Source organism: Mitsuaria sp. CC2 (genome assembly GCF_048957715.1).
In the GTDB taxonomy this organism is placed as follows: domain Bacteria; phylum Pseudomonadota; class Gammaproteobacteria; order Burkholderiales; family Burkholderiaceae_C; genus Roseateles.
Window position 1 is genome coordinate 122,284 of record NZ_JARVXN010000018.1, and the last position, 26,257, is coordinate 148,540.

At 68.9% G+C, this 26,257-nt stretch carries 25 protein-coding genes and 1 riboswitch; of the genes, 12 read left to right on the forward strand and 13 right to left on the reverse strand.

Annotated elements, in window-relative coordinates; translation table 11 throughout:
* Positions 1 to 32 precede the first annotated feature (32 nt).
* The 3 genes from PV762_RS13190 to PV762_RS13200 are packed head-to-tail and all read left to right on the forward strand — an operon-like array spanning position 33 to position 3,789.
* Positions 33 to 587, forward strand: coding sequence for an ECF-type sigma factor (locus PV762_RS13190; RefSeq protein ID WP_421035466.1), 555 nt, complete (start codon positions 33 to 35; stop codon positions 585 to 587).
* A 56-nt stretch (positions 588 to 643) separates the two neighbouring features.
* Positions 644 to 3,367: a protein kinase domain-containing protein gene (locus PV762_RS13195; RefSeq protein ID WP_421035467.1), complete on the forward strand. Its 2,724-nt coding sequence runs from the start codon at positions 644 to 646 to the stop codon at positions 3,365 to 3,367.
* A gap of 32 nt (positions 3,368 to 3,399) precedes the next feature.
* The gene (locus PV762_RS13200; RefSeq protein ID WP_421035468.1) at positions 3,400 to 3,789 is read left to right on the forward strand and encodes a hypothetical protein; all 390 of its coding nucleotides are present in this window, start codon (positions 3,400 to 3,402) and stop codon (positions 3,787 to 3,789) included.
* Between the two features lie 12 nt (positions 3,790 to 3,801).
* Here PV762_RS13200 and PV762_RS13205 read toward each other — a convergent pair whose 3' ends face one another.
* Positions 3,802 to 4,410 carry a hypothetical protein gene (locus PV762_RS13205; protein WP_421035469.1) on the reverse strand — a complete coding sequence of 203 codons (609 nt, stop codon included), beginning with the start codon at positions 4,408 to 4,410 and terminating at the stop codon, positions 3,802 to 3,804.
* Positions 4,411 to 4,474: 64 nt separating this feature from the next.
* On the opposite strand from PV762_RS13205, the gene PV762_RS13210 reads away from it, so the two are divergent.
* Positions 4,475 to 4,999: a hypothetical protein gene (locus PV762_RS13210; RefSeq protein ID WP_421035470.1), complete on the forward strand. Its 525-nt coding sequence runs from the start codon at positions 4,475 to 4,477 to the stop codon at positions 4,997 to 4,999.
* A 173-nt stretch (positions 5,000 to 5,172) separates the two neighbouring features.
* On the forward strand, positions 5,173 to 7,149 hold the full coding sequence (locus PV762_RS13215; RefSeq protein ID WP_421035471.1) for an RDD family protein: 1,977 nt from the start codon (positions 5,173 to 5,175) through the stop codon (positions 7,147 to 7,149).
* Positions 7,150 to 7,251: 102 nt separating this feature from the next.
* Here the strand turns inward: PV762_RS13215 and PV762_RS13220 are convergent, their stop codons facing one another.
* The 8 genes from PV762_RS13220 to glpD all read right to left on the reverse strand — a co-directional run bounded on the left by PV762_RS13220 (position 7,252) and on the right by glpD (position 15,642).
* Complete coding sequence (locus PV762_RS13220; protein ID WP_421035472.1) at positions 7,252 to 7,728, reverse strand: TerB family tellurite resistance protein; 477 nt, start codon at positions 7,726 to 7,728, stop codon at positions 7,252 to 7,254.
* 103 nt (positions 7,729 to 7,831) lie between these two features.
* Positions 7,832 to 9,568, reverse strand: coding sequence for an ABC transporter substrate-binding protein (locus PV762_RS13225; RefSeq protein ID WP_421035473.1), 1,737 nt, complete (start codon positions 9,566 to 9,568; stop codon positions 7,832 to 7,834).
* Between the two features lie 99 nt (positions 9,569 to 9,667).
* A complete protein-coding gene (locus PV762_RS13230; protein ID WP_421035474.1) occupies positions 9,668 to 9,976 on the reverse strand; it encodes a DUF2160 domain-containing protein in 309 nt (102 codons plus the stop codon).
* Between the two features lie 12 nt (positions 9,977 to 9,988).
* Positions 9,989 to 10,801, reverse strand: coding sequence for a carbohydrate ABC transporter permease (locus PV762_RS13235; RefSeq protein ID WP_421035475.1), 813 nt, complete (start codon positions 10,799 to 10,801; stop codon positions 9,989 to 9,991).
* Positions 10,794 to 11,678: a carbohydrate ABC transporter permease gene (locus tag PV762_RS13240; RefSeq protein WP_421035476.1), complete on the reverse strand. Its 885-nt coding sequence runs from the start codon at positions 11,676 to 11,678 to the stop codon at positions 10,794 to 10,796. Before PV762_RS13240 ends, PV762_RS13235 begins: the two co-directional genes overlap by 8 nt.
* Positions 11,675 to 12,850, reverse strand: coding sequence for an ABC transporter ATP-binding protein (locus PV762_RS13245; RefSeq protein ID WP_421035477.1), 1,176 nt, complete (start codon positions 12,848 to 12,850; stop codon positions 11,675 to 11,677). The genes PV762_RS13240 and PV762_RS13245 overlap by 4 nt, the downstream gene beginning before the upstream one ends.
* Entirely contained in the window at positions 12,850 to 13,920 is a 1,071-nt protein-coding gene (locus PV762_RS13250; protein WP_421035478.1) for an ABC transporter ATP-binding protein, read from the reverse strand. Before PV762_RS13250 ends, PV762_RS13245 begins: the two co-directional genes overlap by 1 nt.
* Before the next feature lie 90 nt (positions 13,921 to 14,010).
* Positions 14,011 to 15,642: a glycerol-3-phosphate dehydrogenase gene (glpD, locus tag PV762_RS13255; protein ID WP_421035649.1), complete on the reverse strand. Its 1,632-nt coding sequence runs from the start codon at positions 15,640 to 15,642 to the stop codon at positions 14,011 to 14,013.
* 216 nt (positions 15,643 to 15,858) lie between these two features.
* Here glpD and PV762_RS13260 point away from each other — a divergent pair, with 216 nt between their 5' ends.
* From PV762_RS13260 to PV762_RS13275, 4 genes are all read left to right on the forward strand, one after another.
* Complete coding sequence (locus PV762_RS13260) at positions 15,859 to 16,623, forward strand: DeoR/GlpR family DNA-binding transcription regulator (RefSeq protein ID WP_421035479.1); 765 nt, start codon at positions 15,859 to 15,861, stop codon at positions 16,621 to 16,623.
* A 50-nt stretch (positions 16,624 to 16,673) separates the two neighbouring features.
* Positions 16,674 to 18,167, forward strand: a complete 1,494-nt coding sequence (glpK, locus tag PV762_RS13265; RefSeq protein WP_421035480.1) for a glycerol kinase GlpK — start codon at positions 16,674 to 16,676, stop codon at positions 18,165 to 18,167.
* A gap of 136 nt (positions 18,168 to 18,303) precedes the next feature.
* On the forward strand, positions 18,304 to 18,606 hold the full coding sequence (locus PV762_RS13270; RefSeq protein ID WP_421035481.1) for an AbrB/MazE/SpoVT family DNA-binding domain-containing protein: 303 nt from the start codon (positions 18,304 to 18,306) through the stop codon (positions 18,604 to 18,606).
* Positions 18,603 to 19,085, forward strand: a complete 483-nt coding sequence (locus tag PV762_RS13275) for a PIN domain-containing protein (protein ID WP_421035482.1) — start codon at positions 18,603 to 18,605, stop codon at positions 19,083 to 19,085. The genes PV762_RS13270 and PV762_RS13275 overlap by 4 nt, the downstream gene beginning before the upstream one ends.
* Here PV762_RS13275 and PV762_RS13280 read toward each other — a convergent pair.
* From PV762_RS13280 to PV762_RS13290, 3 genes are all read right to left on the reverse strand, one after another.
* Positions 19,007 to 19,585, reverse strand: a complete 579-nt coding sequence (locus tag PV762_RS13280) for a TMEM165/GDT1 family protein (RefSeq protein ID WP_421035483.1) — start codon at positions 19,583 to 19,585, stop codon at positions 19,007 to 19,009. The genes PV762_RS13275 and PV762_RS13280 overlap by 79 nt on opposite strands.
* Before the next feature lie 29 nt (positions 19,586 to 19,614).
* Positions 19,615 to 19,798, reverse strand: a riboswitch (yybP-ykoY riboswitch).
* Positions 19,778 to 21,190 (reverse strand): M16 family metallopeptidase, encoded by a 1,413-nt coding sequence (locus PV762_RS13285; RefSeq protein ID WP_421035484.1) that lies wholly within the window; start codon positions 21,188 to 21,190, stop codon positions 19,778 to 19,780. Its footprint overlaps the riboswitch before it by 21 nt.
* A complete protein-coding gene (locus PV762_RS13290; protein WP_421035485.1) occupies positions 21,187 to 22,593 on the reverse strand; it encodes a M16 family metallopeptidase in 1,407 nt (468 codons plus the stop codon). Before PV762_RS13290 ends, PV762_RS13285 begins: the two co-directional genes overlap by 4 nt.
* Before the next feature lie 198 nt (positions 22,594 to 22,791).
* On the opposite strand from PV762_RS13290, the gene PV762_RS13295 reads away from it, so the two are divergent.
* Positions 22,792 to 23,175: a VOC family protein gene (locus PV762_RS13295; protein ID WP_421035650.1), complete on the forward strand. Its 384-nt coding sequence runs from the start codon at positions 22,792 to 22,794 to the stop codon at positions 23,173 to 23,175.
* A 32-nt stretch (positions 23,176 to 23,207) separates the two neighbouring features.
* On the opposite strand, the gene PV762_RS13300 is transcribed toward PV762_RS13295, so the two are convergent.
* Positions 23,208 to 24,515 carry an NAD(P)/FAD-dependent oxidoreductase gene (locus PV762_RS13300; protein WP_421035486.1) on the reverse strand — a complete coding sequence of 436 codons (1,308 nt, stop codon included), beginning with the start codon at positions 24,513 to 24,515 and terminating at the stop codon, positions 23,208 to 23,210.
* Positions 24,516 to 24,595: 80 nt separating this feature from the next.
* On the opposite strand from PV762_RS13300, the gene PV762_RS13305 reads away from it, so the two are divergent.
* Both PV762_RS13305 and PV762_RS13310 read left to right on the forward strand, forming a co-directional pair.
* Complete coding sequence (locus PV762_RS13305) at positions 24,596 to 25,288, forward strand: helix-turn-helix transcriptional regulator (protein ID WP_421035651.1); 693 nt, start codon at positions 24,596 to 24,598, stop codon at positions 25,286 to 25,288.
* Positions 25,289 to 25,433: 145 nt separating this feature from the next.
* On the forward strand, positions 25,434 to 26,255 hold the full coding sequence (locus tag PV762_RS13310; RefSeq protein ID WP_421035487.1) for a hypothetical protein: 822 nt from the start codon (positions 25,434 to 25,436) through the stop codon (positions 26,253 to 26,255).
* The last annotated feature ends 2 nt before the right edge of the window (positions 26,256 to 26,257 follow it).

A 26,257-nucleotide genomic window follows, 5' to 3' on the forward strand; every position in this document is an offset into this window, starting at 1 on the left:
AAGGTCATACGGGGCCGCTAGAGTCTTGTTCCATGAAGGACATCACCGAACTGCTGCACGACGCCGGTCAAGGCGACCGGGCCGCCGCCGACCAGGTGGTGGCGCAGCTGTACGGCGATCTTCAGCGTCTGGCGCGGCAACGCATCCGCCAGGCAGGAGACCTGACCCTGCTGGACACCACCGCGCTGGTGCACGAGGCCTGGCTGCGGCTGGCCGGCGCGCAGGGGCAGACCTTCCCGGACCGGCGCCATTTCCTGGCCTATGCGGCGCGGACCATGCGCCACGTCGTCATCGACCTGGTGCGCGCGCGCCAGGCCGATCGCCGCGGCGGCGCCCAGCCCGACCTGACCCTGAACACCGCCGTCGTCGAGGGCACGCCCCAGTCCGACGACCACATCCTGCGCGTGCACGAGGCGCTGGACGAGCTGGCGACCATCGATCCGCGCATGGCGCAAGTGGTCGAGATGCGCTACTTCGGCGGACTGCTTGAGCAGGAAATCGCGGAAGCCCTGGGAGTCACCGAACGGACTGTCCAGCGCGACTGGCAGAAGGCGAGAATCCTGCTCTCGATGAGCCTCAAGGACTGACCCCCGACGGGTCGGATCCGACGGATTCGTTCTCCCCGCCACCCGACGCCCGCCCGATGGACGCACTCGATAAACAGCGCTGGATCGCGCTGAGTCCGCTGCTCGACGAACTCCTGGACCTGGAGGGGCCGGACCGCGCCCGCCGGCTGGCGGAGATCCGGGCCGGCGACGTCGCCATGGCCGAGCACCTGGAAGCGCTGCTCGCGCGTGACGAAGCGCTGAACGAGGAGGCCTTCCTCGAGCAGCCCGCGGCCGAGGCCCTGCAGGGGCCGCTGCCGTCGGCGATGCCGCCGCTGGATTTCAGCGGCGAGGCGCTGGGACCGTATGCGCTGGAACGCGAGCTCGGCCAGGGCGGCATGGGCGCGGTGTGGCTCGCGAGCCGCGCGGACGGCCGCTTCGAGGGCCAGGTCGCCGTCAAGTTCCTCAAGTCCGGCCTCTTCGGCAAGGGCGACAGCGGACGCTTCGAGCGCGAGGGCCAGATCCTCGCGCGGCTCTCGCATCCGAACATCGCGCGGCTGCTCGACGCGGGCGTGCACAACGGGCACCAGCCCTACCTGGTGCTGGAGTACGTCGACGGCCTGCCCATCGACCGCTACTGCCAGCTCAACGCGCTGGACGTCGAGTCGCGCATCCAGCTCTTCCTGGACGTGCTGGCGGCGGTCGCGCATGCGCATTCGCGGCTGATCCTGCACCGCGACCTCAAGCCCAGCAACATCCTGGTCACGCACGACGGCCAGGTGAAGCTGCTGGACTTCGGCATCGCCAAGCTGCTCGACGACGCGACGCAGTCGGGCGCGGCGACCGAGCTCACGCAACGCGCGGGCAGCGCCTTCACGCCGCAGTACGCGGCGCCGGAACAGGTCCAGCAGGCCGACGTCACGACGGCGACCGACGTCTACGCGCTGGGCGTGCTGCTGTACCAGATGCTCGGCGGCCGCCACCCGACGGCGGACGACACGCAGACCCACCTTGACCGGCTGCGCGCGGTCGTGGAGCTGGTGCCCAAGCGGCTGTCGGACGTGGCGCGCGACCAGCTCGATCCCGTCATCGCGCGCCAGGCCAAGCTGCTGCGCGGCGACCTGGACACGATCGTCGGCAAGGCGCTGAAGAAGAAGCCCTCGGAGCGCTACGCCAACGCGGAGTCGATGGCCGTCGACCTGCGGCACTGGCTGGCGCATGAGCCGATCACGGCAAGACCCGACACCCGGTTCTATGTGCTGGGCCGTTTCGTCCGGCGGCATCGCTGGAGCGTCGCGGCCAGCAGCGTCGCCGTGCTGGCGATGGTCTTTCTGACCGGCGTCAGCGTACTGCAGGCGCGCCGCGCGGAACGGGCGGAACACCAGGCGCAGGAACGGCGGCAGCAGGCGGACGACCTGCTGAGCTACATGCTCGGGGAATTCGCCGACAAGCTGCGGCCGGTAGGCCGGCTGGAGCTGCTCGACAGCGTCGGGAGCAAGGCGCTGACCTATCTGGCGCAGGATCAGGACGCCACGCCGATGGAGCGGCTGCAGCGCGCCAAGGCCCTGACAGTCATCGGCGAGGTGCGCGTGTCCAAGCGCAGCCTGAAAGAGGCGCTGGAGCCACTGGAGGCAGCGCGCAAGCTGCTGGCAGGTCCACCGCCGACCCAGGAGTTGGTGGGGGAATGGCGCAAGGCCCAGGGCGCGGCGGCCTTCTGGATCGGACACGTCCACTACTACACCCGCGATCTGGAGAAGGCCACCGACGCCTGGCTGGCCTACCGGGACGCCGAACAGGCGTGGGTCGACGCGCAACCGACGAACGAGGAAGCCCGCATCGAGCTCTCCTACGCCTACAACAGTCTGGGCACCGCGTGGCTGAACCGTCTCGATCTGGTGCGGGCCGCAGCGCACTTCCGGCAGTCGATCGCCCTCAAGCGGGAGTCCCTGGCGGCCAGCGCCAAGCCGGCGCCGGAAGCCCGGCTGGCCTATGCGGACAGCCTCAGCTGGCTGGGGAACGCCTACTTGCAACTCGGTCTGGATCACGCCGCGCAGCGGATGTTCTCCGAAGGGGCGGACATCATTGCGCAGGTCCGCCAGGGGGCACCCAACGAAAACGTCTACGCCTACCGCGAGGCGATCATGCACCGCTGGAGCGCAGAGGCCCTGTCCCGGTTGAAGCGGAGCCCGGAAGCCGCCATCGAGTCCCGGGCGGCGGTCGAGATGCTCCGCCGGCTGCACCAGGTGGATCCCGCGAACTCGCAATGGCGGGTCAACATGGTGGCGGCGGAGATCACCGACCTCGAGTACCGCTCCGCCGGTCAGAAGGTGTCCCCGGCGCACATGCTGGAGGAGATCCGCGATCTCAATCGACGTCTGGACGCGTATCGGCAGGAGCCCGGCGCCAATCGCATGATCGAGTCCTGGTGGCGTCTGGCCATGCACCAGACCCGCGTGCTGCAGGCGCAGGGCCAGACGGCCGAGGCCCGGCGCACGCTGGACACCGTTCTCGACGAGCAGGCGCGGCAGTTGTCCTCGCGCTCAACGGACCTCGCCTTCATCGCGTCGTACGTCGAAGCCCGGCGGCTGCGCGTCGTCCTCGATCGCACCACAGGCCGCGGCACGCTGACGCCGGCGACGCTGGCCGTGTGCAAGGAGATCGATGACGCGACTGTGAAGATAGCCGCAACGATTCGGGTTCATCAGCAGATCACCCAGGCCTGGGTTGATGCCCAATCCTGCCTGGGCCAGGGAGAGAGAGAAGAGGTCAAGCGCGCGGCGGCATGGCTGTTGCGCGACCGAACCACCGAGTCCCCTTCTTGACCCGTTCACTACATCCATCAAGGAGAGGAACCATGTCCTACAACGTGTACGTCGAGGCGAACATCAGCGCGGACGGCAATTTCGCCGACTGCAAATACTTCTCGGACCGCGAGGCCCAGCACGAGATTCCGGGTTCGGAGATCCACATCCCGACGGCGGCCGGCGCGTGCATCTTCGGTCAGGCCGATACGACCGCCCTGCTGCTCATCGGAGCCACCTTCAAGACGATCGGCTCCGCGCCGGGCATGAACGCGAGCAACTTCTCGCCGGCCAATGACGAGAACGAGGTCTCCCTGACCATGCCGACGGACAACGTCATCACCAAGGGCGTGGTGCTGCTGTTCTCGACGCCGGGTTCGGTGCAGAACCTGTACCCGAGTTCGGATCCGCAGGTCATCAACGACACCGCGACCCCGATGTGAATCCCGGCGGCCTCAGGGCCGCCCGATTCCCGGCGAGAGGCTCGGGAGAGCCTCCTCCGCCATGACCCGTCCCAGCCGGGACGGGTTCACCCGATCCATCACGCGCGCGTCGAGCGCGTATTCCTGCTGCTGCGTGTAGGCCACCGCGCCGATCCGCGGCTGACTGCCGGCCGCCTGCGGCCCGAGCATCCCCAGCACCGGATAGACGCGCAGCCGCGCGATCACCAGCCCCTGCGCCGCGTCGGCGAAGAGCGCCGTCTCCAGCACGCGCGTGCAGCCGCGCCGCTGCACTTCCGCCAGCAGGCCCTGCAGGTTGCGTGGCACGTCGGTCGCCGACACCGGCAGCACCACGTTGACCACCGGCAGGCCGGCGGCCACCAACGGCTCGCGCGCCGCGAGGTTGAAGGCGCTGTTGGCCTCGTCCCAGCGGCGGTTGGCGGCGGGCTGATCAGGATCGAAGTTGCGGCCCTGGCCGAACAGCATCACGCACGGCGCGCCGATTGCCACGAGGCCGGGTGCGGACGCCGGCGACGGCGCCTGTGCCTGCGATGGCCAAGCCGCCACGCAGAGTGCGATGGCGGCAGCTGGTAGAAGCGCCTTCCGAATGTGCGGTCTCGACATGGGTCGGATTGTGCGCTGCCGTGATCGCCGCACAATGGTTCCCATCCCCTTGCTGGAGAGAACGATGCGCGAATGGACGAGCCTGGGACCGCTGGGCGCGACGACCGTGGCGGTGGTGGCCGCGGTGGCGCTGGCCGGCTGCGCAACGCCGGTGAAGGACGAACGCATGAGGCCCGGTGCCACGACCGGCGCCGAGGTGCAGCAGTACTACGGCACGCCGACGCGCGTCTGGCCGGAGGCCGACGGCGGCCGCACGCTGGAGTACGCGACGCAGCCCTTCGGCCAGACCTGCTACATGGTCCGGCTGGACGCGCAGGACCGCCTCGTCGGCACGACGGACGCGCTGTCCCCGGCCAACCGCGCGCGCATCGTGCCGGGCCTGACGACCGAGCAGGTCACGCGGATCCTCGGCCAGGACCGCAAGCGCATGTTCTTCCGGCTCAGCGGCGAAGACGTCTGGGACTGGAACATCCCGCCGGAGATGAGCGGCTACCTGCTGCGCTTCAACGTCCATTTCAAGAACGGCGTGGTGGTGCGCACCTCGCAGAGCGTGGTCTATCCGGACCGGCGGTTCTTCTGGGACGACTGAGCCGGTCAGCCGACCGGTCACAGGCCGGGGGTGCCCACCGCTCTCCTCCCAAAGGGGGATGCCCCGCCGCTCCCCTGTGACGAAATCAATACAGCCCCGACGCTGTCTTGGAACCGACGTGTAGCGCCTGACACGCCCTCTTTACACTCCCGACTCAAGAGGGAGAGAAGAGGATGTCGAACCAATCCGTCGGCCTGGCGCCCCGCGCGCTGGCCATGTTCATCGACGGCGTCTTGATGGTCGCCGCGAGCGCTCTGCTGATGTGGGCCGTGTATGGCAACCCCGTGTCGAAGTGGAACGACCTGCGCCCCGGCACCATCGCCATCAACTGGCTGCTGCCGCTGATCGTCTGCGTGGTGTTCTGGAGCTGGCAAGGCGCCACGCCCGGCAAGCTCGTGGCGGGGCTCAAGGTGGTCGACGCCCGCAGCGGCGAGCGCCCCTCGCCGCTCCAGTCCCTGATCCGCTGGGTCGGTTACCTGCTCTCCGCGATTCCCCTGTTCGCCGGCTTCCTGTGGGCCCGCGTCGACGCCGACGGCCGGACCTGGCATGACCGGCTGTCCCGCACCGCCGTCGAGCGCAGCCGCCCCGCCCCGGCCGATGGCGAAGGCCTGCTGATCGGCTACATCGCCAGCCACTGGCGCGGCGAGCAAAGCCTGGCCCAGAGCTTCTGGATCAACCACGTCCTCCTGACCTGGCCCCTCGCCGCCGGCGTTCAGGGCCTGGTCGCCTGGCTCGCCACGAAAAGCGACGGCCTGCAAGGCGTCGCGATCGCGCTGCTGATCGTCTGGCCGCTGCTGATCCTCGTGGAGATCTGGAGCGCCGTGGGCACCTGGCGCGCCGTGCGCGGCTACGTCGACGCCGGCGGGTCCTACCTGATCTCCGGCCTCGCGCGCCTGTCGCTGCTGGGATCCTTCCTGCAGATCGCGTTCTCGCTGGCCTTCGGCGTGTTCGGGGCGCTGCCCGAGCTGTGGAAGCTCGCCCGCGGCATCGACCCGATCGGCAACGTGCAACTCGTCATCAGTGCCGACGGCCGCACGATGAAGCTCAATGGCCCCATCGGCGCCGGCGACGCCGGCCGTCTGCGCACTCTGTTCGAGACCTCGCCCGCCGTGCGCCTGCTGGAGGTCGCCTCCCCCGGCGGCCGCGTCACCGAGGCCGAGCGCATGGTCGAGCTGATCCGCCAGCGCGGCCTCGGCACGCGCGCGATCGGCAATTGCGAAAGCGCCTGCACGCTGGTCTTCCTGGCCGGCAACAAACGCCAGCTGATGCCGGGCGCGCAGCTCGGTTTCCACCGCGCCTCCAGCGGCACCTTCAACCCGGCCTTCGACGAGATCGCCAACCAGGAACTCGCCCGCACCTATCGCCGCATGGCGCTGCCGGAGGAGTTCATCGAGAAGACGCTCAGCACGCCGTCGCGCACGATGTGGTACCCGCCGCCGGCCGAGCTGCTGCGCCATTCGCTGATCCAGCCGCCGCCCAGGACGCTGGACGTCGCGCTGCCCGAAGGCGACAAGCCGGGGCAGTACGCGCCGCTGAGCGACTACGTCAACGCGCTGCGCGCGAGCGAGGCGTGGTTCAGCCTCGATCAGCGCTTCCCCGGCCTGATCGACGAGGCGGCCGGCCGCATGCGCACGGCGCACATGGCGCTGGCCGGATCGGAGCACGCCGACGCTGGCGCTCAGATCGCCGCCCAGGGCGCGCTGGCGCCCAACGTGCGCGACATGCTGCTCAGCGGCTCACGCGACCTGCGCCGACGTTATCTGCAAGTGGTGCGCGCCCAGTTGACGGCGGCCCAGGCGCTGGGCGCCGAGACCTGCCAGGCCTGGCTGTCGGGCTCGCCCGTGCCGCGCCGTCTGCTGCCCGAGGAGACGATGGCCCTGGAAGCCCGCTGGCTGACGGACGCCGCCGCCGAGCCCACGCCGACGCGCGTGCGCGCGCCTCAGCCGACCGCGCTGGAACTGGAAGTCGTGGCGCGGACCGTCGGCGCGACGGCCTCGGGCGCCTTCTCGAAGTTGTGGACCGAAGGCAACGCCGGTGCGGCACCGCTCACCTGCGAACGCGCGAGCATGGTGCTCAATCACATCCAGCGCAGTTCGGCGACCGCGCCTCGCGAATTGGCGGAGCGGGTGGTGTTCCAGAACGTGCGCTGAGCCTGCGGCCGCGTGCCGCGAACCAGCAACACCATGAAGAAGGCCCTCTGACGAGGGCCTTTCCGTTGTCGGGGGACGGGGCGCGGCGACAGGCGCCGCCGGTCAGTCGTCCTCGCCGAGACCGGCCGCCACTTTTGCGCGGATGCGCGCGTGGTGATAGGCGCCCTGCGGGATGTGCAGCAGATCGGCGATGCGCCACATCGTGTGGCGCTCGATGTCGCCGAGCTTGCCGTCGGCGTAGGCCACGCCCCACATCAGTTCGATCAGGCGCAGCTTCGCGGACATGTCCCAGCGCTCGTCGACCGGAGAGGTGAAGGCGAACAGATCGGAGGCCGTGCGAGCGGTGCGTTCGGCCTGCGCGGTGAGCGCGTCGGCTTCATCGTCGGACACCGTGAACAGCGCGGTGAGCGCCTTGCGCACCGCGACGCGCTCGACGCCGGAGAAGTCCGCATCGGAACGCATCACCTCGACCAGCAGGACCGCAGCCGCCAGCGGCAGCGACGGCACGCCGACCCGCGAGCCTCCGAACGCGTCGTCCGGCACCAGCGTGTCGAAGAGATCGGTGAGCGACTTGAACATGCCTGAATGGTGGCATGTGGTGGGGCCCAGGGCTTATGCCGTGCTTAAGCCGCTGGCCCTCACCCCTGCCCGCTCCCGCAAGCGGGAGAGGGAGAAGGCGCACTCACCGCACCTTGCCTTCCTTCCACGCATTCAGCAGCTTCTCATAGGCGATGGTCTCACCCTTGGGCTTCTCGTTGGCCAGCTTGGCCCACGGCGCGCCCTTGTCGGACAGCCACTTCTTCGGATCTTCCTTCTTGTTGAGCTTGGGCGCGCACTTGGCCATGCCCGCCCGTTCCAGACGCGCCATCACGGCGTCCATCTCGTCGGCCAGCGTGTCCATCGCGGCCTGCGGCGTCTTCTCGCCGGTCACCGCCTGCGCCACGTTCTTCCACCACAGCTGCGCCAGCTTCGGATAGTCCGGCACGTTCGTGCCCGTCGGCGTCCATGCCACGCGCGCCGGCGAGCGGTAGAACTCGATCAGGCCGCCGTACTTGGTGGCGTTCTTGGTGAAGTAATCGCTGCGGATGTCGCTGTCGCGGATGAAGGTCAGGCCCTGGATGCTCTTCTTCAGGCTCACCGACTTGGCCGTCACGAACTGCGCGTACAGCCAGGCGGCCGCGGTCCGGTTGGCGTCATGCCCGCTGAAGAAGGTCCAGCTGCCCACGTCCTGGTAGCCGTTCTGCATGCCGTCCTTCCAATACGGCCCGTTCGGTCCCGGCGCCATGCGCCACTTCGGCGTGCCGTCCGCGTTCACCACCGGCAGGCCCGGCTTGACCATGTCCGCCGTGAACGCCGTGTACCAGAAGATCTGCTGCGCGATCTGACCCTGCGCCGGCACCGGGCCCGATTCCCCGAAGGTCATCCCGGTCGCTTCCTTGGGCGCGTACTTCTTCATCCAGTCGACGTACTTGGTCAGCGCATAGACCGCGGCCGGCGAGTTGGTCGCGCCGCCGCGCGCCACCGAGGCGCCCACCGGCGTGCACTTGTCGTCGGCGACGCGGATGCCCCACTCGTCGACCGGCATGCCGTTCGGAATGCCCTTGTCGGCCGCGCCGGCCATCGACAGCCACGCGTCGGTGAAGCGCCAGCCCAGCGACGGGTCCTTCTTGCCGTAGTCCATGTGGCCGTAGATCGGCTTGCCGTCCAGCGTCTTCACATCGTTCGAGAAGAACGCGGCGATGTCCTCATACGCGCTCCAGTTCAGCGGCACGCCCAGGTCATAGCCGTACTTGGCCTTGAACTTGTCCTGCAAGTCCTTGCGCGCGAACAGGTCGGCGCGGAACCAGTACAGGTTGGCGAACTGCTGGTCTGGCAGCTGGTAGAGCTTGCCGTCCGGCGCCGTCGTGAAGCTGGTGCCGATGAAGTCCTTCAGGTCCAGGCCCGGGTTCGTCCACTCCTTGCCCGCGCCGGTCATGTAGTCGGAAAGATTCATGATCTTCCCGTACCGGTAGTGCGTGCCGATCAGGTCGGAGTCGGAGATCCAGCCGTCGTAGATGCTCTTGCCCGACTGCATCGAGGTCTGCAGCTTCTCGACGACGTCGCCTTCCTGGATCAGGTCGTGCTTGACGGTGATGCCGGTGATCTCGGTGAAGGCCTTGGCCAGCACCTTGCTCTCGTACTCGTGCGTGGTCAGCGTCTCGGACACCACCGAGATCTCCTTCACGCCCTTGGCCTGGAGCTTCTTGGCCGCCTCGATGAACCACTTCATCTCGGCCGTCTGCTTGTCCTTGGACAGGGTCGACGGCTGGAATTCGCTGTCGATCCACTTCTTCGCCTCGGCCTCGCCGGCCCATGCGGCGTTCGCTCCCAACGCCAGCAATGCGGCCACGGCCAGCGCTGAATACTTGCTCTTGTTCACGCTTGTCTCCTGTGTCTGTCGAATCTCCCCCTGCTTGAGGACGAATCGCGGCTCCGGGGGAACGGGAAAGCCGAATTCCTTGAAGCTTCAACTACTCGATCAGCCCTTGCGCAGGATCAGCCCCAGCACCAGCATCGAGGCGACGAAGCTGATCCACACGCTGGGCTCGGCCTCGAGCTGGAACCACTCGGCCATCTTCGCGCCCAGGCCGACGAAGGCCAGGTTGATGTACGCGGCCGTCAGCAAGCCGATGAACAGCCGGTCGCCGCGCGTCGTGCGCATCGGCAGCCAGCCCTTGCGCAGCGTCGTCGGCGACTTGATCTCCCACACCGTCATGCCGATCAGCATCAGCACCACGCAGGTGAAGAAGACGGCGACCGGCGTTGTCCACACCATCCAATCGAACATCGTGGACCTCCCTTAGACGCGGCCCATCGCGAAACCCTTCGCGATGTAGTGACGGACAAACCAGATGACGATCGCGCCCGGCACGATGGTCAGCGTACCGGCCGCGGCCAGCGTCGCCCAGTCCATGCCGGAAGCGCTGACCGTGCGGGTCATCGTTGCGACGATGGGCTTGGCGTTCACGCTGGTCAGCGTGCGCGCCAGCAGCAGCTCCACCCAGCTGAACATGAAACAGAAGAACGCCGCCACGCCCACGCCCGCCTTGATCAGCGGCAGGAACACGGTCAGGAAGAAGCGCGGGAAACTGTAGCCGTCGATGTAGGCGGTCTCGTCGATCTCGCGCGGGATGCCGCTCATGAAGCCTTCGAGGATCCACACCGCCAGCGGCACGTTGAACAGCAGATGCGCCAGTGCGACCGCGATGTGCGTGTCCATCAGCCCCAGCGTCGTGTACAGCTGGAAGAAGGGCAGCAGGAACACCGCCGGCGGCGTCATGCGGTTGGTCAGCAGCCAGAAGAAGACGTGCTTGTCGCCGAGGAACGAATACCGGCTGAACGCGTACGCGGCCGGCAGCGCCACGGCGACCGAGATCACCATGTTGATGCCGACGTAGATCAGGCTGTTGATGTAGCCGCTGTACCAGGACGGGTCGGTGAAGATGGTCTTGTAGCTGGCCAGCGAGAAGTGCTGCGGCCAGAGGCTGAAGCTGGAGAGGATCTCCTCGTTGGTCTTGAAGCTCATGTTGACCATCCAGTAGATGGGCAGCAGCGCGAAGACCAGGTACGCGATCAGGAAGATCGTGCGCTTGCGGAAGCGGCGTTCATCCATGAGCTTGCTCCGTCTTGTCTTGGGTACCGACCGACTGCATCCAGTTGTAGAGGATGAAGCACAGCAGCAGGATGATCAGGAAGTAGATCAGCGAGAACGCCGCCGCCGGTCCGAGGTCGAACTGGCCGACCGCCTTCTGCGTGAGGTACTGGCTGAGGAAGGTCGTCGCGTTGCCGGGACCGCCGCCGGTGAGGACGAAGGGCTCGGTGTAGATCATGAAGCTGTCCATGAAGCGCAGCAGCACCGCGATCATCAGCACGCCGCGCATCTTGGGCAGCTGGATGTAGCGGAATACGGCGAACTTGCTGGCGCCGTCGATGCGCGCGGCCTGGTAGTAGGCATCGGGGATGGAGCGCAGTCCGGCGAAGCACAGCAGCGCCACCAGCGGCGTCCAGTGCCAGACGTCCATGATCAGCACGGTGATCCATGCATCGGTCGCGTCGCCGGTGTAGTTATAGTCGACGCCCAGCGCCTGCAGCGAGGCGCCCAGCAGACCGATGTCCGCGCGGCCGTAGATCTGCCAGATGGTGCCGACGACGTTCCAGGGGATCAGCAGCGACAGGGCGACGATCACCAGCACCAGCGACGAACGCCAGCCCTGCGCCGGCATCGACAGCGCCAGGCAGATGCCCAGCGGGATCTCGACCAGCAGCACCGCCAGCGAGAAGCCGAGCTGGCGCAGCAGCGCGCCGTGGAGTTCCTCGTCGCGCATCACGGCGGCGAACCACTCGGTGCCGACGAAGACGCGCCGCTCGGGCGAGATGATGTCCTGCACCGAGTAGTTCACCACCGTCATCAGCGGCAGGATGGCCGAGAAGGCCACGCAGATGAGGACGGGCAGGACGAGGAACCAGGCCTTCTGGTTGATCGGTTTCATGCGAGGCCCTCCGGAGCACCCGAGGTGAGCGCCGCGAAAGTCGCGGACGTGGGCGCCGCGCCGGCGATCAGCCGTTCGTCCGCGCCGTAGAAACAGGTATGGGCGTTGAGCACCCGCAGCGCCACCGTGGCGCCGGCCTCGGGCGGCTGGGCATGGGCGGACAGGCGCGCCTTCAGCGTGTGCGGACCGACCTTGGCGGTGAGCAGCCAGTAGGTGCCGATGTCCTGCACCTGGCTGACCACGCCGGTGACCGTGCCCGGCAGCGCGGGGACGCCGTCGCTCACGTCGTCGACCTCCACGTATTCGGGGCGGATGCCCACCATGAACGGCTCCGCGCGCGAGAGCGAGGCGCCCGTGGCGGGATCGACCGAGCCGGCGACCGGCTGCCCGGCGATGCTCAGACCGCCGCCGTCCTCCAGCGCCGCCGGCAGGAAGTTCATGCCCGGCGAGCCGATGAAGTGGCCGACGAAGCGGTGGCTCGGGCGCTCGAACAGCTCGCCCGCCGAGCCCACCTGCACCGCGCGACCACGCGTCATGACGACGATCTGGTCCGCGAAGGTCAGCGCCTCGACCTGGTCGTGGGTCACGTAGATCAGCGTGAGCCTGAGCTCGTTGTGGATCTGCTTGAGCTTGCGGCGCAGCTGCCACTTCAGGTGCGGATCGATGACGGTCAGCGGCTCGTCGAAGAGCACCGCCGACACGTCCTCGCGCACCAGCCCGCGGCCCAGCGAGATCTTCTGCTTCGCGTCGGCGGACAGGCCCGACGCGCGCTGGTTGAGTTGGCCGTTGAGCTCCAGCATCTCGGCGATCTTGCCGACGCGCGCCTTGATCTTGTCGGCGGCGACACCGCGGTTGCGCAGCGGGAAGGCGAGGTTCTCGGCCACCGTCATCGTGTCGTAGATGACGGGGAACTGGAACACCTGCGCGATGTTGCGCTGCTGGGGCGTCAGCGCGGTCACGTCGCGGCCGTCGAAGCGCACGGTGCCCTGAGAAGGGCGCAGCAGTCCGGAGACGATGTTCAGCAGCGTGGTCTTGCCGCAGCCCGACGGGCCGAGCAGCGCATAGGCGCCGCCGTCCTCGAAGCTCATCTTCAGCGGCAGCAGCGCGTAGTCGCTGTCGTCCTTCGGATCGGGACGGTAGGCGTGGGCCAGGTCCAGGTCGATGCGGGCCATCAGCGGGCTCCCCGGCGCTCGGGGGCGCGTGTCAGCAGGCCCGCCGCGTCGAAGACGTGGACGTGGGCGGCGTTGAGGTACAGCGTCAGCGGGGCGCCGAGCTCGAAGTCGTGCACGCCGGTCAGCTGCGCGACCAGCTCGCCGACCTGGGTGCGCGCATGGACGAAGGTGTCGGACCCGGAGATCTCGGCCAGTTCCACCTCGCCCTGGATGGCGATGTCGCCGGTCCGCTGCGTGACGTGCAGCGCGCTGGCGCGCACGCCCACCGTCACGCCGCCCTGCCCCGGCAGCGCCAGGTCGAGCCCGGGCCGCAACTGCAGCCGGTCACCCAGGCCCTGCGCGATGAGCAGGTTCATCGGCGGGTCGCTGAAGGCGCGCGCGACGCGCAGCGACGCGGGCCGGTGGAAGACCTCGGCGGTCGGGCCGTACTGCAGCAGCTCGCCGGCGTCCATCACCGCGGTGTAGCCGCCGAGCTGGAGCGCTTCGGCCGGCTCGGTCGTCGCGTAGACCACCGTGGATTCCCCGGCGGCGAAGAGCTGGCCGAGGTCCTCGCGCAGCTCCTCGCGCAGCTTGTAGTCGAGGTTCACCAGCGGCTCGTCCAGCAGCATCAGCGGCGCCTGCTTGGCCAGCGCCCGCGCCAGCGCGACGCGCTGCTGCTGACCGCCGGACAGCTGCGCGGGCAGCTTGTCGAGGTGCATCTCGATGTGCAGCTTGTCGGCGAGTTCATCCACCCGCTTGCGGATGGCGTCGCGATCGAGCTTGCCGCGCAGCTTCAGCGGCGACGCGATGTTGTCCCGCACGCTCATCGACGGGTAGTTGATGAACTGCTGGTAAACCATCGCCACGTCACGCTTGCGCACCGGCCAGCCGGTGACGTCCGTGCCGTCGACGGTCACGCTGCCCTCGCTGGGCTTGTCCAGGCCCGCCATCAGACGCATCAGCGTCGTCTTGCCGGCCTGCGTCGCGCCCAGCAGCACGGTGACCGCGTTCGGCACCAGGCGCAAGTCCATCGGGTACAGGTGCTGCTGCGCGCCGACCTTGTGGCTCACGCCGCGAAGGCTCAGCTCCATGAAGTCGGCTCCATCGTTGTGTCTCTCTGCAAGTTCTGCATGTCGTTCTTGTCGGTCAGCTTCGGATCCGGCGCCCGTGCCGGGGCCAGGTCATGCCGCGGCGGCCGGCGGTTTCGCCCAGAGGTGCTCGCGGTCGGCGAACCACTGGACCACCGCCATCCGCTGCACCTCGGTGTAATGCAGCCCCAGCGTGCCGCGGCGCCACAGCACGTCGTCGGCCGCGCGCGCCCATTCCTCGCGGACCAGGTATTCGAGTTCCGCCTGGTGCAGCCCCGGGGCAATCTCCGGGCCAAGGTCGTCGAGCCGCTCGGCGACGCCGAGCACGCGCCCGAGGCGCGCGCCGTAGGCCCGCGCAAGGCGGCGCGCCAGCGACGGCGGCAGCCACGGATGGCGCTGGCCGACGGCGGACAGCAGGCGCTGGAAATCGGTGTCGGGGCGCTGCGGCGCGCCGATCCAGTCCCGCAGGTCGCCGCCGGGCAGGTGGGCGTGTTCGGTCCAGGCGCGACGGCGGTCGCCGAGCAGGTCGCCCAGCAGATCGGCCGCGTCCTCGGCCAGCTTGCGGAAGGTGGTGATCTTGCCGCCCCACACGCTCAGCAGCGGCGCGCCACCGTCAGCGTGTGGCTCCAGCAGGTAATCGCGCGTCACCGCGGACGGGTCGCCGGAGGCGTCGTCCAGCAGCGGGCGCACACCGGCGTAGGTCCACACCACGTCCGAGGCGACCACGGGCTCGCGGAAGTAGCGGCTGGCCTGCTCGCAGAGGTAGGCGATCTCGCGCTCGTCGATGCGCGCCTTGCCGAAGCCGGCCAGCGCGTCCGGCGCCAGCTCCACGTCGGTCGTGCCGATCAAGGTGAAGTCGTCTTCGTACGGAATGGCGAAGATGATCCGCTTGTCCGGGTTCTGGAAGATGTAGGCGTGATCGTGCTGGAAGCGCCTGTTCACGATGATGTGACTGCCCTTGACCAGGCGCAGGCTCTTGGTGGCGAGCGCCTCGCCACGCGCGGGGGCGGCGACTTCGCGCAGGAAACCTTCGGCCCAGGGGCCGGCCGCGTTGACCAGCGCTCGCGCCTTCAGCGTGCGTTCACCATCGGCGCAGCGCAGCGTGGCGGTCCAATGGTCCGCGTGCCGCTTCGCGGCGGTGACGGTCGTGCGGGTGTGCAGCACCGCGCCGTGCTCACGCGCGTCGAGCGCGTTCAGCAGCACCAGCCGCGCGTCGTCGACCCAGCCGTCGGAATAGACGAAACCCTTGGTGTACTCGGCCTTCAGCGGTTCTCCGTAGGGAGAGCGGCGCAGGTCCACGCCCTCGGAGCCCGGCAGCACCTCGCGACGCGCCAGATGGTCGTAGAGGAACAGGCCGATGCGGATCATCCAGGCCGGGCGCATGGCCGCGTCGTGCGGCATCACGAAACGCAGCGGCCACATGATGTGCGGGGCGCTGCGCAGCAGCACCTCGCGCTCCTGCAGCGCCTTGCGCACGAGCGAGAACTCGTAGTACTCGAGATAGCGCAAGCCGCCGTGGATCAGCTTGGTCGAGGACGACGAGGTGTGCGCCGCGAAGTCCGAGGCTTCCGCCAGCACGACCTTCCAGCCGCGGCCCGCGAGGTCGCGCGCGATGCCGGCGCCATTGATGCCGCCACCGACGACGAGCACGTCGCATTCACCGTCCGCGCTTGCGGCACTGCCCGCGCCGGAGGCGTCGCGCGCACCGGCGGCGCCTGCATCCAGGGCGGCGCGGTCAGCGGAAATCGGGTCGGGGATCGAGGCGGCGGTCAAGGTGTCTCCTTGGATCGAATTGGCCGGACAGTCAAACGGCCACCCTGCGATGGCCGTTGGAAAGTTCGCAATTCTGTTCTTCTTTTTTCTTTTTAGCGCGAATATGCGCGTTTCGACTGAGGGTTAACCCGGTCAATTGTTCGTTTCGGTTCCTTTAGCCTGCGCGCCATGAATCCGAACCCTCGCCAGAACAACCTGCTGCAGGAGGTGCGCGCCCATGGATCGGTGAGCGTCGAGTCGCTCGCCGAGAAGTTCGGTGTGACGCTGCAGACGGTGCGCCGGGACGTGCAGCGCCTGGCCGAGGCGGGCCTGGTGCAGCGCTTCCACGGCGGCGTGCGCGTGCCCTCGTCGACCACCGAGAACATCGCCTACCGCCAGCGCCAGGCCATGCAGGCCGACGGCAAGGCGCGCATCGCGCGCGCCATCGCGGCGCGCATCCCGGCCGGCTGCTCGCTGATCCTGAACCTCGGCACGACGACGGAGGCGGTGGCGCATGCGCTGCTGCGCCACAAGGGCCTGCGCGTCATCACCAACAACCTCAATGTCGCGATGATCCTGAGCGACAACCCGGACTGCGAGCTGGTGATGGTCGGCGGCTCGGTGCGGCACCGCGACCGCGGCATCGTCGGCGAGGCTGCGGTCGACTTCATCCGCCAGTTCAAGGTGGACATCGGGCTGATCGGCATCTCGGGCATCGAGTCCGACGGCAGCCTGCGCGACTTCGACTACCGCGAGGTGATGGTCGCGCGGACCATCGTCGAGCATTCGCGCGAGGTGTGGGTCGCGGCGGACGCGACGAAATTCAACCGGCCCGCGATGGCCGAGGTCGCCCGATTGCCCCAGATCGACGCCCTGTTCACCGACGAGCCGCCGCCGGAGCCCTTCCCCGCGCTGATGGCGGATGCGGGCGTGGAGCTCGTGGTCGCGCCGTAGCATCGCGACGGGTTCCGGAACACGAAGAACACAACGAACGAGACAAGCCAATGACCTACCTGCTCGCCCTGGACCAGGGCACCTCGAGCTCGCGCGCGATCGTCTTCGACGCGCACGGGCGCATCGTCGCGATGGCGCAGCGCGAGTTCCGCCAGATCTATCCGCAGCCGGGCTGGGTCGAGCACGATGCCGATGAAATCTGGGAAACGCAGCTGTCCGTGGCTCGCGAGGTGCTGACCAAGGCGTCGCTGAAAGCCTCGGAGGTCAAGGCGATAGGCATCACCAACCAACGCGAGACGACGCTGGTGTGGAACCGCAAGACCGGCCGCCCGATCCATCACGCGATCGTCTGGCAGGACCGGCGGGCGGAGCCGCAATGCGCCGCGCTGCGCGAACAGGGCCACGGCGCTCGCATCCAGGAGAAGACGGGGCTGGTGGTCGACGCGTACTTCTCGGGGACGAAGCTGCAGTGGATCCTCGACAACGTCGCTGGCGCGCGTGACGCGGCGGAGCGCGGCGAGCTCGCCTTCGGCACGATCGACAGCTGGCTGATCTGGAAGCTCACGAACGGCGAGGTGCACGTCACCGACGTGAGCAACGCGTCGCGCACGATGCTGTTCAACGTGCGTGAGAACCAATGGGATGAAGAGCTGCTCGCGCTGCTGCGCATTCCGAAATCGCTGCTGCCCGAGGTGAAGCCGTCGGCTTCGGACTTCGGCCGTGTCGCGCCGGAGCATCTCGGCACGGCGCTGATGATCGGCGGCATCGGCGGCGACCAGCAGAGCGCGCTGTTCGGCCAGGCCTGCTTCGAGGCCGGCATGGCCAAGAACACCTACGGCACCGGCTGCTTCATGCTGATGCACACGGGACCGCGATTCCAGACCAGCGCGAACGGGCTGATCACGACGAGCGCGGCGCAGATCGACGCGACGCCGCAGTACGCGCTGGAGGGCAGCGTCTTCATCGGCGGCGCGGTGGTGCAGTGGCTGCGCGACGGGCTGAACGCGATCAAGGGCAGCGGCGAGGTGCAGGGGCTCGCGGAGAGCGTGCCCGACGCCGGCGGCGTGATGTTCGTGCCGGCCTTCACTGGCCTCGGAGCGCCCTACTGGGACGCGGAGGCACGCGGGGCCATCGTGGGTCTCACGCGCGGATCGACGGTGGCGCACATCGCGCGCGCGGCGCTGGAGAGCATCGCGTTCCAGAGCGCGGCGCTGCTGCAGGCGATGAGCCGCGATGCCGTCGCGGCCGGCGGCGCGCCGGTGAGCGAGCTGCGCGTCGACGGCGGCGCGTGCGTGAACGACCTGCTGATGCAGTTCCAGGCGGACCTGCTCGGCATCCCCGTCGTGCGCCCGAAGGTAATCGAGACGACGGCGCTCGGCGCGGCCTACCTCGCCGGCCTCACGGCCGGCGTCTACGGCAACCTCGGCGACATCGGCCGCAACTGGCAGACGGAACGTACCTTCCGCCCGACCATGTCGCGCGACCGCGCCGAGACGCTGATGGCGCAATGGGAACGCGCGGTGCGGCAGGCCTCGGCGCGCTGAGCGGACCCCTCTTCGGAAGGCCCCATTCAGGGGGTCAGGTCTTCACCCCTCAATGACAAGTTTGAGGAAGTGCCAGACGAGGTCGGCGTGCCTAGAGTTGTGGACTTCATTGGTAGAAACATCAAGGAGTCCTTTCATGGCGTCTCATTGCTTCCGCACCGTCGGCCCCATTGCGACCATCGACGAAGGCCTGCAGATCACCATCCCAGAGAAAGTACTGGAAGCGCTTCGAATCGGTCCGGGTGACAAGGTGGAGTTCTTCCACGTCGCTGCCGACGAGTTTCTCTTCTACGTCGCTACGCGTCCGCTGCCGGGTTCCGGAATCCTTCCCGTCCGGGTACGGCGGCCTGTCACGATCGACGAGATGAATCACACCTTCTCCTCCATGGAGCGGGCAGAGCTCAAGGCACTCAAGCGTCAGAGGAAGCAGAAAAAATGAAAGGCGTCGACACCAATATCCTCGTGCGCTTCATGACGCAAGACACACCACATGAGTACCAGGCCGCCCTGACCCTGCTTGAGAGCTTCACGCCCGAATCTCCCGGCTACATCAGTATTCCAACCGTGGTGGAGTTGGTATGGGTACTGGACAAGGGGCGCAAACTGAAACGCGACGAGGTTGCTCGCAACCTTCTCACCCTGCTGCGGGAGACACGGCTTGTCTTTCAGAGCACTGCATTCGTCCTCGACGCGGTCACTCGATTCCATCGGGGACGCGCCGACTTTGCGGACTACCTGATCGAGCACCTGTGTAGGGCAGCAGGATGCGACCAGACAATGACCTTCGATCGCGACGCAGCGTCATGTGCGGGAATGACGCTGCTGCCCACTCTGCGTACTCAGAACCCTATCGACTTCCCTGCCCCCAGAAGCGTGAGCACCCCCAGCACCGCGAAGATGATCGCCGCGATGCCGTGAACCAGCCGCACCGGCAGCCTGTGCGCGAGCTTGTCGCCCACCAGCACCGCCGGCACGTTGGCGATCATCATCCCGAAGGTCGTGCCCGCGACCACCATCCACAGGTCGTTGAAGCGCGCCGCCAGCGCCACCGTGGCGATCTGCGTCTTGTCGCCCATCTCGGCCAGGAAGAAGGCCACGATCGTCGTGCCCAGCACGCCCAGGCGGAACTTGCCGCCGGTCTCCTCTTCGTCGATCTTGTCGGGGATCAGCGTCCACGCCGCCATCGCGATGAAGCCCACACCCAGCACCCAGCGCAGCGTCTGCGATGAGATCTGCGTCGTGATCCAGCTGCCGACGGCGCCGGCACACGCGTGATTCACCAGGGTCGCGATCAGGATGCCCAGCACGATCGGTCCCGGCTTGCGGAAGCGCGCCGCCAGGATGAAGGCCAGCAATTGGGTCTTGTCGCCGATTTCGGCGAGGGCCACGAGGCCGGTGGAGATGAAGAAGGCTTCCATGAAAGACTCAGCGGCCGAGACATACCAATGACCATGTCGCCGCCGGCCGCAAAAGTCCGGGGACATGGTCAAAGGTCTCGCCAGGCTGGGAACCCGTGGGTTCCTGGCTACCTCGCGCCATGAGCCAAAGCTCAAGTCTGTTGACGCGGGTCTGCTGAATCGGCCCGTCGGGAGACGGGCGGGGTGCAGCGGCTACTCCCCAATGACAGCCCGCATTGTAGTCAATGCCAGCCCCGGCCATGCGCGCTGCGCCGATTCCGGCGGGCCTGCATCGCCCAGCAGCAGCAGATGTGTGCGGGTATCGCGCCAGCTGGACGCCATCAGCAGCTGCAGCACCGGCGCGCTCACCGCGCGCACGCGATGCGGCCATTGGACGCAATCGTCGAGTTCGCCCGCGGCCAGCGCCTGCGCCAGCACCGCATCGGGCACGTCGGCGAGCTGGAACTCCCACTCCCCCTGCGTCAGCGCCTGCGCGAGCGCGAGGTCCTCCGGCGTCACCACCTCGGCCGCGAGCAGCGGCAGTTGCTCCCGCAGGAGCGCGAGCTGCTCGCGCACCGCCGACGCGGGCAGCGTCACGCTCAGCCGCCAGCACAGCGCGCCGCCGAGCGACTCCATCTCGCTCTCCCACGCCCACGGCAGCCGTGCCGCGAGCCGTTGATGCATCAGCGTGCGCGCCAGTTCGCGCAGCGCGGGCGGCGTGCCGCGCGGCACCGGCGTCTGCACGATCAACCGGCAGCCCTGCCCCTGCGACAGCGGCAGGAACTGCGCGACCGCCGGCGTGGGCGCGGCGGCGGGCAGCGACACGGCCGGCGTCGGTCCGGGCGGCGGCAGCTTCGCGACGCGCCAGCCCCCCATGAAATCCTCGGCGAGGCCGCGCGCCGTCTGCAGACTCAGATCACCGGCGAACAGCAGCACCGCGCGCTCCGGGCGCCAGTACTGACGGTGGAACCCCAGCACGTCGTCGCGCTTCAGGCGCTTCAGACTGGCCGAGGTCTGCACCGGCTGCGCGCGCCCCCGGAACTGCCGCCGCGCCGCCCACGGCGCCAGCAGCAAGGCATCCGCGCGCCTCAGCACCAGCGCATCGAGGGCCCGGCTGCGGATGTGTTCCAGTGCTTCGAAAGCGAGCAGCGGTCGCTGCGTCAGGTCCGCCAGCAGATTGACCGCGTCGTCGCATTGGTCGGGCAAGGCCTCCAGCACGATCTCCGCCGTCGACGGCGTCAGTTCCAGTCGCAGCGGCAGGCCGAGCAGATCGCCCGCGTAGGCGATGTCGGCGGATTCCATTTCCTCGCCGTCGCGCTTCGCGCCCTGCGCGAGCATGGACAGCGCCACTTCCGCCAATCCGTCCTTGCCCGCCGGGTCCCTCAACCAGCCACCCTCGCCGATCAGGCGGACCGCCGTGCGCGGCGCCCCGGGTCGTGGCAGCACGACGACGCGCAGGCCGTTCGCGAGCCTGGTCTGTTCGATCGCCAACGGCAGCGGCGTGGGCACCGGCGGCGCCTCGGGCGGACGGTCGAAGCCGTCCTGCGCCAGCGCCGGCCAAGCCGTAGCTCCCGAGACGATCGCGGCGCCGAACATCAATCCGCGGCGGTTCAGAACGACCGTCATGCGGCCACTCCCGCAGCGGCACCGATGTCCGCCAGCAGCGTCAATACCGGCGCCTGCACGACCTGCTTGCGCCAGAACTGCTGCACATCCGCGCCGCTGAGCTTCATCCACGCGGCCATGTCCTTGGCCGGCGCACCGGCGTCGCCGCGCACCGCCCAGGCGGTGCCGAGGGAGCGCGCCAGGCGGTCGGCGGTCCAGTCGCCCGACAGCGTCTGACGCCGCAGCAGCGCCTTGGCCTTGTTGAGTTCCTCGTCGGTCACCGGTTCGTCCGCCAGTCGCAGGACTTCCTGCTGCAGCGCCTGCGCCACCGGCGCGGCGGTCTGACCGTGCGCCGCGAGCGCCTGCGCGATCAGCAGCCCCGCGTCGCGATGCGCATCCAGCCGCAGGCTGAGCTGATGCGCCAACGCCTTCTCGTCGACCAGCGTATCGGTCAGGCGTCCGGACCGGCCCAGCCCCAGCAGGGCATGCGCCAGCTGCCACATCGGCGTCGACGGATCGTCGGCGCGCGGCACCTGCCAGACCAGCGCGGCCGCCGGCAGCGGCGCCTGCGCGAGCGACAGCTTCAGCGTCTGGCTCTGCGGACGCCGCGACTCGCGCAGGTCGCCGGGCGCGGGGGCAGAAGCGGACGCTGGCAAGGCAGCGGATGAAGCGGATGAAGTGGATGAGGTGGATGACGCGGCCGACGGGGAGGCCGGCGGGGAGGCCAACGAAGCGGCAGAAGATGAAGCAGAAGAGGGGAGGGAAGATCCGGCCGCCGGCATCGGCGGCCGGATCGAGCCGAAATAGTGCATCACCCATCGGGCGACCGCGGCTTCGTCGAACGCGCCCGTGATGACGAGCAACGCCCGGTCGCAGCCGAAGCGGCCGGCATGGAACGCGCGCACGGCGTCGACGTCCAGGTCCTTCAGCTGCTCGGGATCGCCGAGCGCGCCGCGCTGGTACGGATGCGTCAGATAGCCGCTGCGCTGGACGGCGAGATCCAGCCGTGCGTACGGGTTGAGCCGCGGCGCCTGCACCGCCTGGCGCAGCTGCAGTTTCGCGGTGGCCAGCGTGTCCGGCTCCAGCCGAGGATTGCTCATGCGTTCGGCCTCGGCCCACAGCACGCGTTCGAGCTGCTGTGCCGGCACGACGGTCTGCAGCGCGGCGAAGTCCTCGTCGATCTCGATGACGCTGCGGCCGCCGGCCGCGGCGATCAGGTGGTTGAACTGGCCGGGTGCGAGATACCGGCTGGCGCCGGCGACGAGTCGCAGCACCAGATGCGTCAGCCCGCTGCGACCGGTGGGATCGTCGCGGCCGCCGCAGCGATACACCACGCGCACCGCCGCCTGCGTGCCCGCGACCGGGCGCGCCAGCCAGAGCAGGCCATTGGGCAACCGTTGCGGCTCAAGGGACGGGACAGTCATGGGCGGCAATCCTAGCTGCCAATCCGCTGTCAGCAGCCCGTCCGCATCATGGTCGCGACGTCGTCCTACAAGCCGGCCCACCCGAATCGGGGGGACCCGGCCGGACGACGAGGGGTCCGGCCCGCGCCGACGCCCCGCCCCCAGGGGACATCCGTCCCGTCGTCATCGTCCTTCCACGGAGAGCCCGCCATGAGCGCCTTGAACTTCGCCTACACGATCGTCTACGTCGAGGACGTGGGAGCCTCGCTGGACTTCTTCGAGCGGGCCTTCGGTCTCCGGCGACGTTTCCTGCACGAGTCCGGCGCCTACGGTGAGCTGGAGACCGGCGCCACCACGCTGTCCTTCGCCCGTCATGACATCGCGCGCGGCAACCTCGGCCAGGACTACCGGAAGGCGGAGGACGGCTCGCCGCTCGGCATGGAGATCGGCCTGTCCACGCAGGACGTCCCCGCCGCCTACGCGCAGGCGCTTGCCGCGGGCGCGCAAGGCCTGACCCCGCCGATCACCAAACCCTGGGGCCAGGTGGTGGCCTACGTCAGGTGTCCCGACGGGACGTTGGTCGAGCTCTGCACGCCGATCTGAGCCCTTGGCTGCTCACCACGGGACGTGAAGCATCAGGCGTCGTCCCTGGCGCCAGGACGCGGTTCAACGACGATCCGCGCGTGGCGCTGGAAGGTGAAGTACGCCCAGGCCCAGTCGGCGAAGACGCGGACGCGGTTGCGGAAGCCGATCAGGAAGTACACGTGCACGAACAGCCAGAACAGCCACGCGGAAAAGCCGCTGAACTGGATTGTCCCGAGGTCGGCCACGGCCGCCTTGCGGCCGATCGTCGCGAGGTTGCCGTAGTCCATGTACCGGAACGGCGGTTCCGACCGGTCCCGCAAGCGCGCCAGGATCTGCCGCGCCGCATGCCGGCCGGCCTGCTTGGCGCCGGGACTGACGCCGGGCACCGGCTTGCGGCTGCCGTCCTTCTCGAGGCTGGTCGCCGCCGCCATGTCGCCGACGACGTAGACCTCCGGATGGCCGGGGATGTTCATCTGCTCGTCGACGATCACGCGGCCGGCGCGGTCCAGCGGCACGTCCAGCGTGCGCGCCAGCGGCGACGCCGCCACGCCGGCCGCCCACACCTTGGTGCGCGACGCGATGCGTTCCTTGCCGCCGTCGGCGGTCTGGAGGTCCACGCCCTCCTCGTCGATGCCGACGACGCGGCAGCCGGTCCGCACCACCACGCCGATGCGTTCCAGCTGCGCCTGGGCCTGCGCCGACTGCGCCGGCTTGAACGCCGCGAGGATCCGGTCCGAGCCCTCGACCAGGAGCACCTGCGCGCGGCTGGGATCGATGCGGCGGAACTCGTCGCGCAGGGTGTGGCGGGCGATCTCGGCCAGCGTGCCGGCCATCTCGACGCCGGTCGGCCCGCCGCCGATCACGACGAAGTTCAGCCATGGCGCGCGGCTGTCCGCGTCGGGCAGCGTCTCCGCGCGCTCGAACGCGCTCAGCAGTCGCGCCCGCAGCTGGAAGGCGTCCGCCAGCGTCTTCAAACCGGGCGCGTGCGCTTGCCACTGGTCGTTGCCGAAGTAGCTGTGCGTCGCGCCCGCGGCGACGATCAGGTGGTCGTAGCCCACGCGCTGGCCGTCGGCGAGCCGGATCTCCCGCGCGCCTTTGTCGACGGCCACGACATCGGCCATCAGCACGGTGAGATTGCGCTGGTGACGCCGCATGTGCCGGATCGGCGACGCGATCGACGGCGCGGAGAGCCCCGCCGTTGCGACCTGGTACAGCAGCGGCTGGAACAGGTGGTGGTTGCTGCGGTCGATCAGCGTGACGCGGACCGGCGCGCCGTCCAGGACTTTCGTGGCCTCCAGGCCGCCGAAACCGCAACCGACGATCACGACATGGGGGAGCGCAACATGTGGGTCAGCCATGCGACACATCGTAGCGGGGATGACGGAGATGGCGGGGATGACGACCTGGACAGGTCATGCCCATCGCTGACAATCGTCGGATGCGCCGCGCCGACCGACTGTTCCAGATCGTCCAACTCATCCGTGGACGCCGCCTCACGACGGCGGAGTTCCTCTCCCAGCGGCTGGAGGTCTCGATCCGCACCGTCTACCGCGACGTCGCCGCGCTGCAGCAGCAGGGTGTGCCGATCGACGGCGAGGCCGGCGTCGGCTACCGCATGCGGGTGGGCTTCGAATTGCCGCCGCTGATGTTCAGCGCCGAGGAAGCCCAGTCGCTGGTCGCCGCGGTGCGGCTGGCACAGCCGCAGCTCGACGCGGTGCTGGGCCAGCGCGCGGAGGAGGCGCTCGGCAAGATCTTCGCGGTGCTGCCGGGCTCGGCGCGCGCGGCGGCGGAGAGCCTCACCGTCTACGCGCCGCAGCGCGGCCTCGATGCCGCCACACGGGAGCGCCTCACCCACCTGCGCCAGGCGACCGAGTCCCGCACCAAGCTGCGCCTGCACTACCTCGACCTGAGCGACCAGACCAGCACCCGCCTGGTGCGGCCGCTGGCCTGCTTCTTCTGGGGACCCGTGTGGACCTTCTCGGCGTGGTGCGAACTGCGCGAGGACTTCCGCAGCTTCCGCGTCGACCGCGTGCAGCAGCTGGAGTTGACGGAAGAGCGCTTCCGCGACGAGCCCGGCAAGACGCTCGCCGACCTGCAGCGGCGCGAGAACGCGCGCGAGAACTGGGCCTGAGCCTTCTCCAATCTTGATATCTGTCACGGTCGGCGGCCACGGCACCGTGAACCGACCTGCATCTGCGCGATTGCACCTCTTTTGACGATTGGCCGATGTCGGCGTCGGGAGGAGCCTGAGCGTCCTTCCCTATCGAGGACGCCCGATGTCACGCCTCTTTCTCCGCCGCCGGCTGCTGGCGGCTTCCGCGCTCTCTCTGCTGCCCTGGCTGCCGGGCTGTGCCGGGGACGACAAGGACGAGGGCGACAGGCCGAGCTCAGGCCAGCCACCCTCCGACGAGGACCGCGATCGCCTCGCCCGCAGCTACGGCGATGAGCACCTGACCTCGCAGCAGCTGGACCCGCGGATGGTCCGGCTCGTCGCGCGCGGGGTCGACACGCCCCATCTGCTGATGCGCGGCAACGCACCGATCGATGGCGACCGCTTCGAGTACGACGCCCTGATCGACGCCCTGCGGCAGGCCGCAGGCGACGCCTGGCCGGCGCGCTTCCGGATCGTGGACGTCAGCCTGATGAACGAGATCGCCGAAGCGACGGCGGTCGACGCGGAGCGCCGCTACTGGGCGGCGCACCCCGGGCGCGGCCGGTTCATCCACCACCCGCTGTTCGGTGCCTTGTCGGATCCGGCCGATTACCCGGCGTTCCTCCGTCTCATGATCGAGCGCTGGAGCGGGCTGGACCGGATGGGCGACCTGCTGCGGCAGCTCCAGGCGCTGCTGCAGACGCCGACCGGGGACGGCATCGCGAACGTGGTGTTCGTGCATTGCCGCGCGGGCCGGGACCGCACCGGCCAGGCGATCGCGTCCTATGGCATGCGCTACCTGGGACGCTCCTACCGCGAGGCGATCGCCGACGCGGAACAGGTGGCCGGGCGCGCCCTGGTGCGATTCAGCCGCTACGGGATCGCCTGGTACGCCCACCAGTTGGCGGACCGGGACCAGGTGCCGACGATCGGTCCGATTCCCTGAGG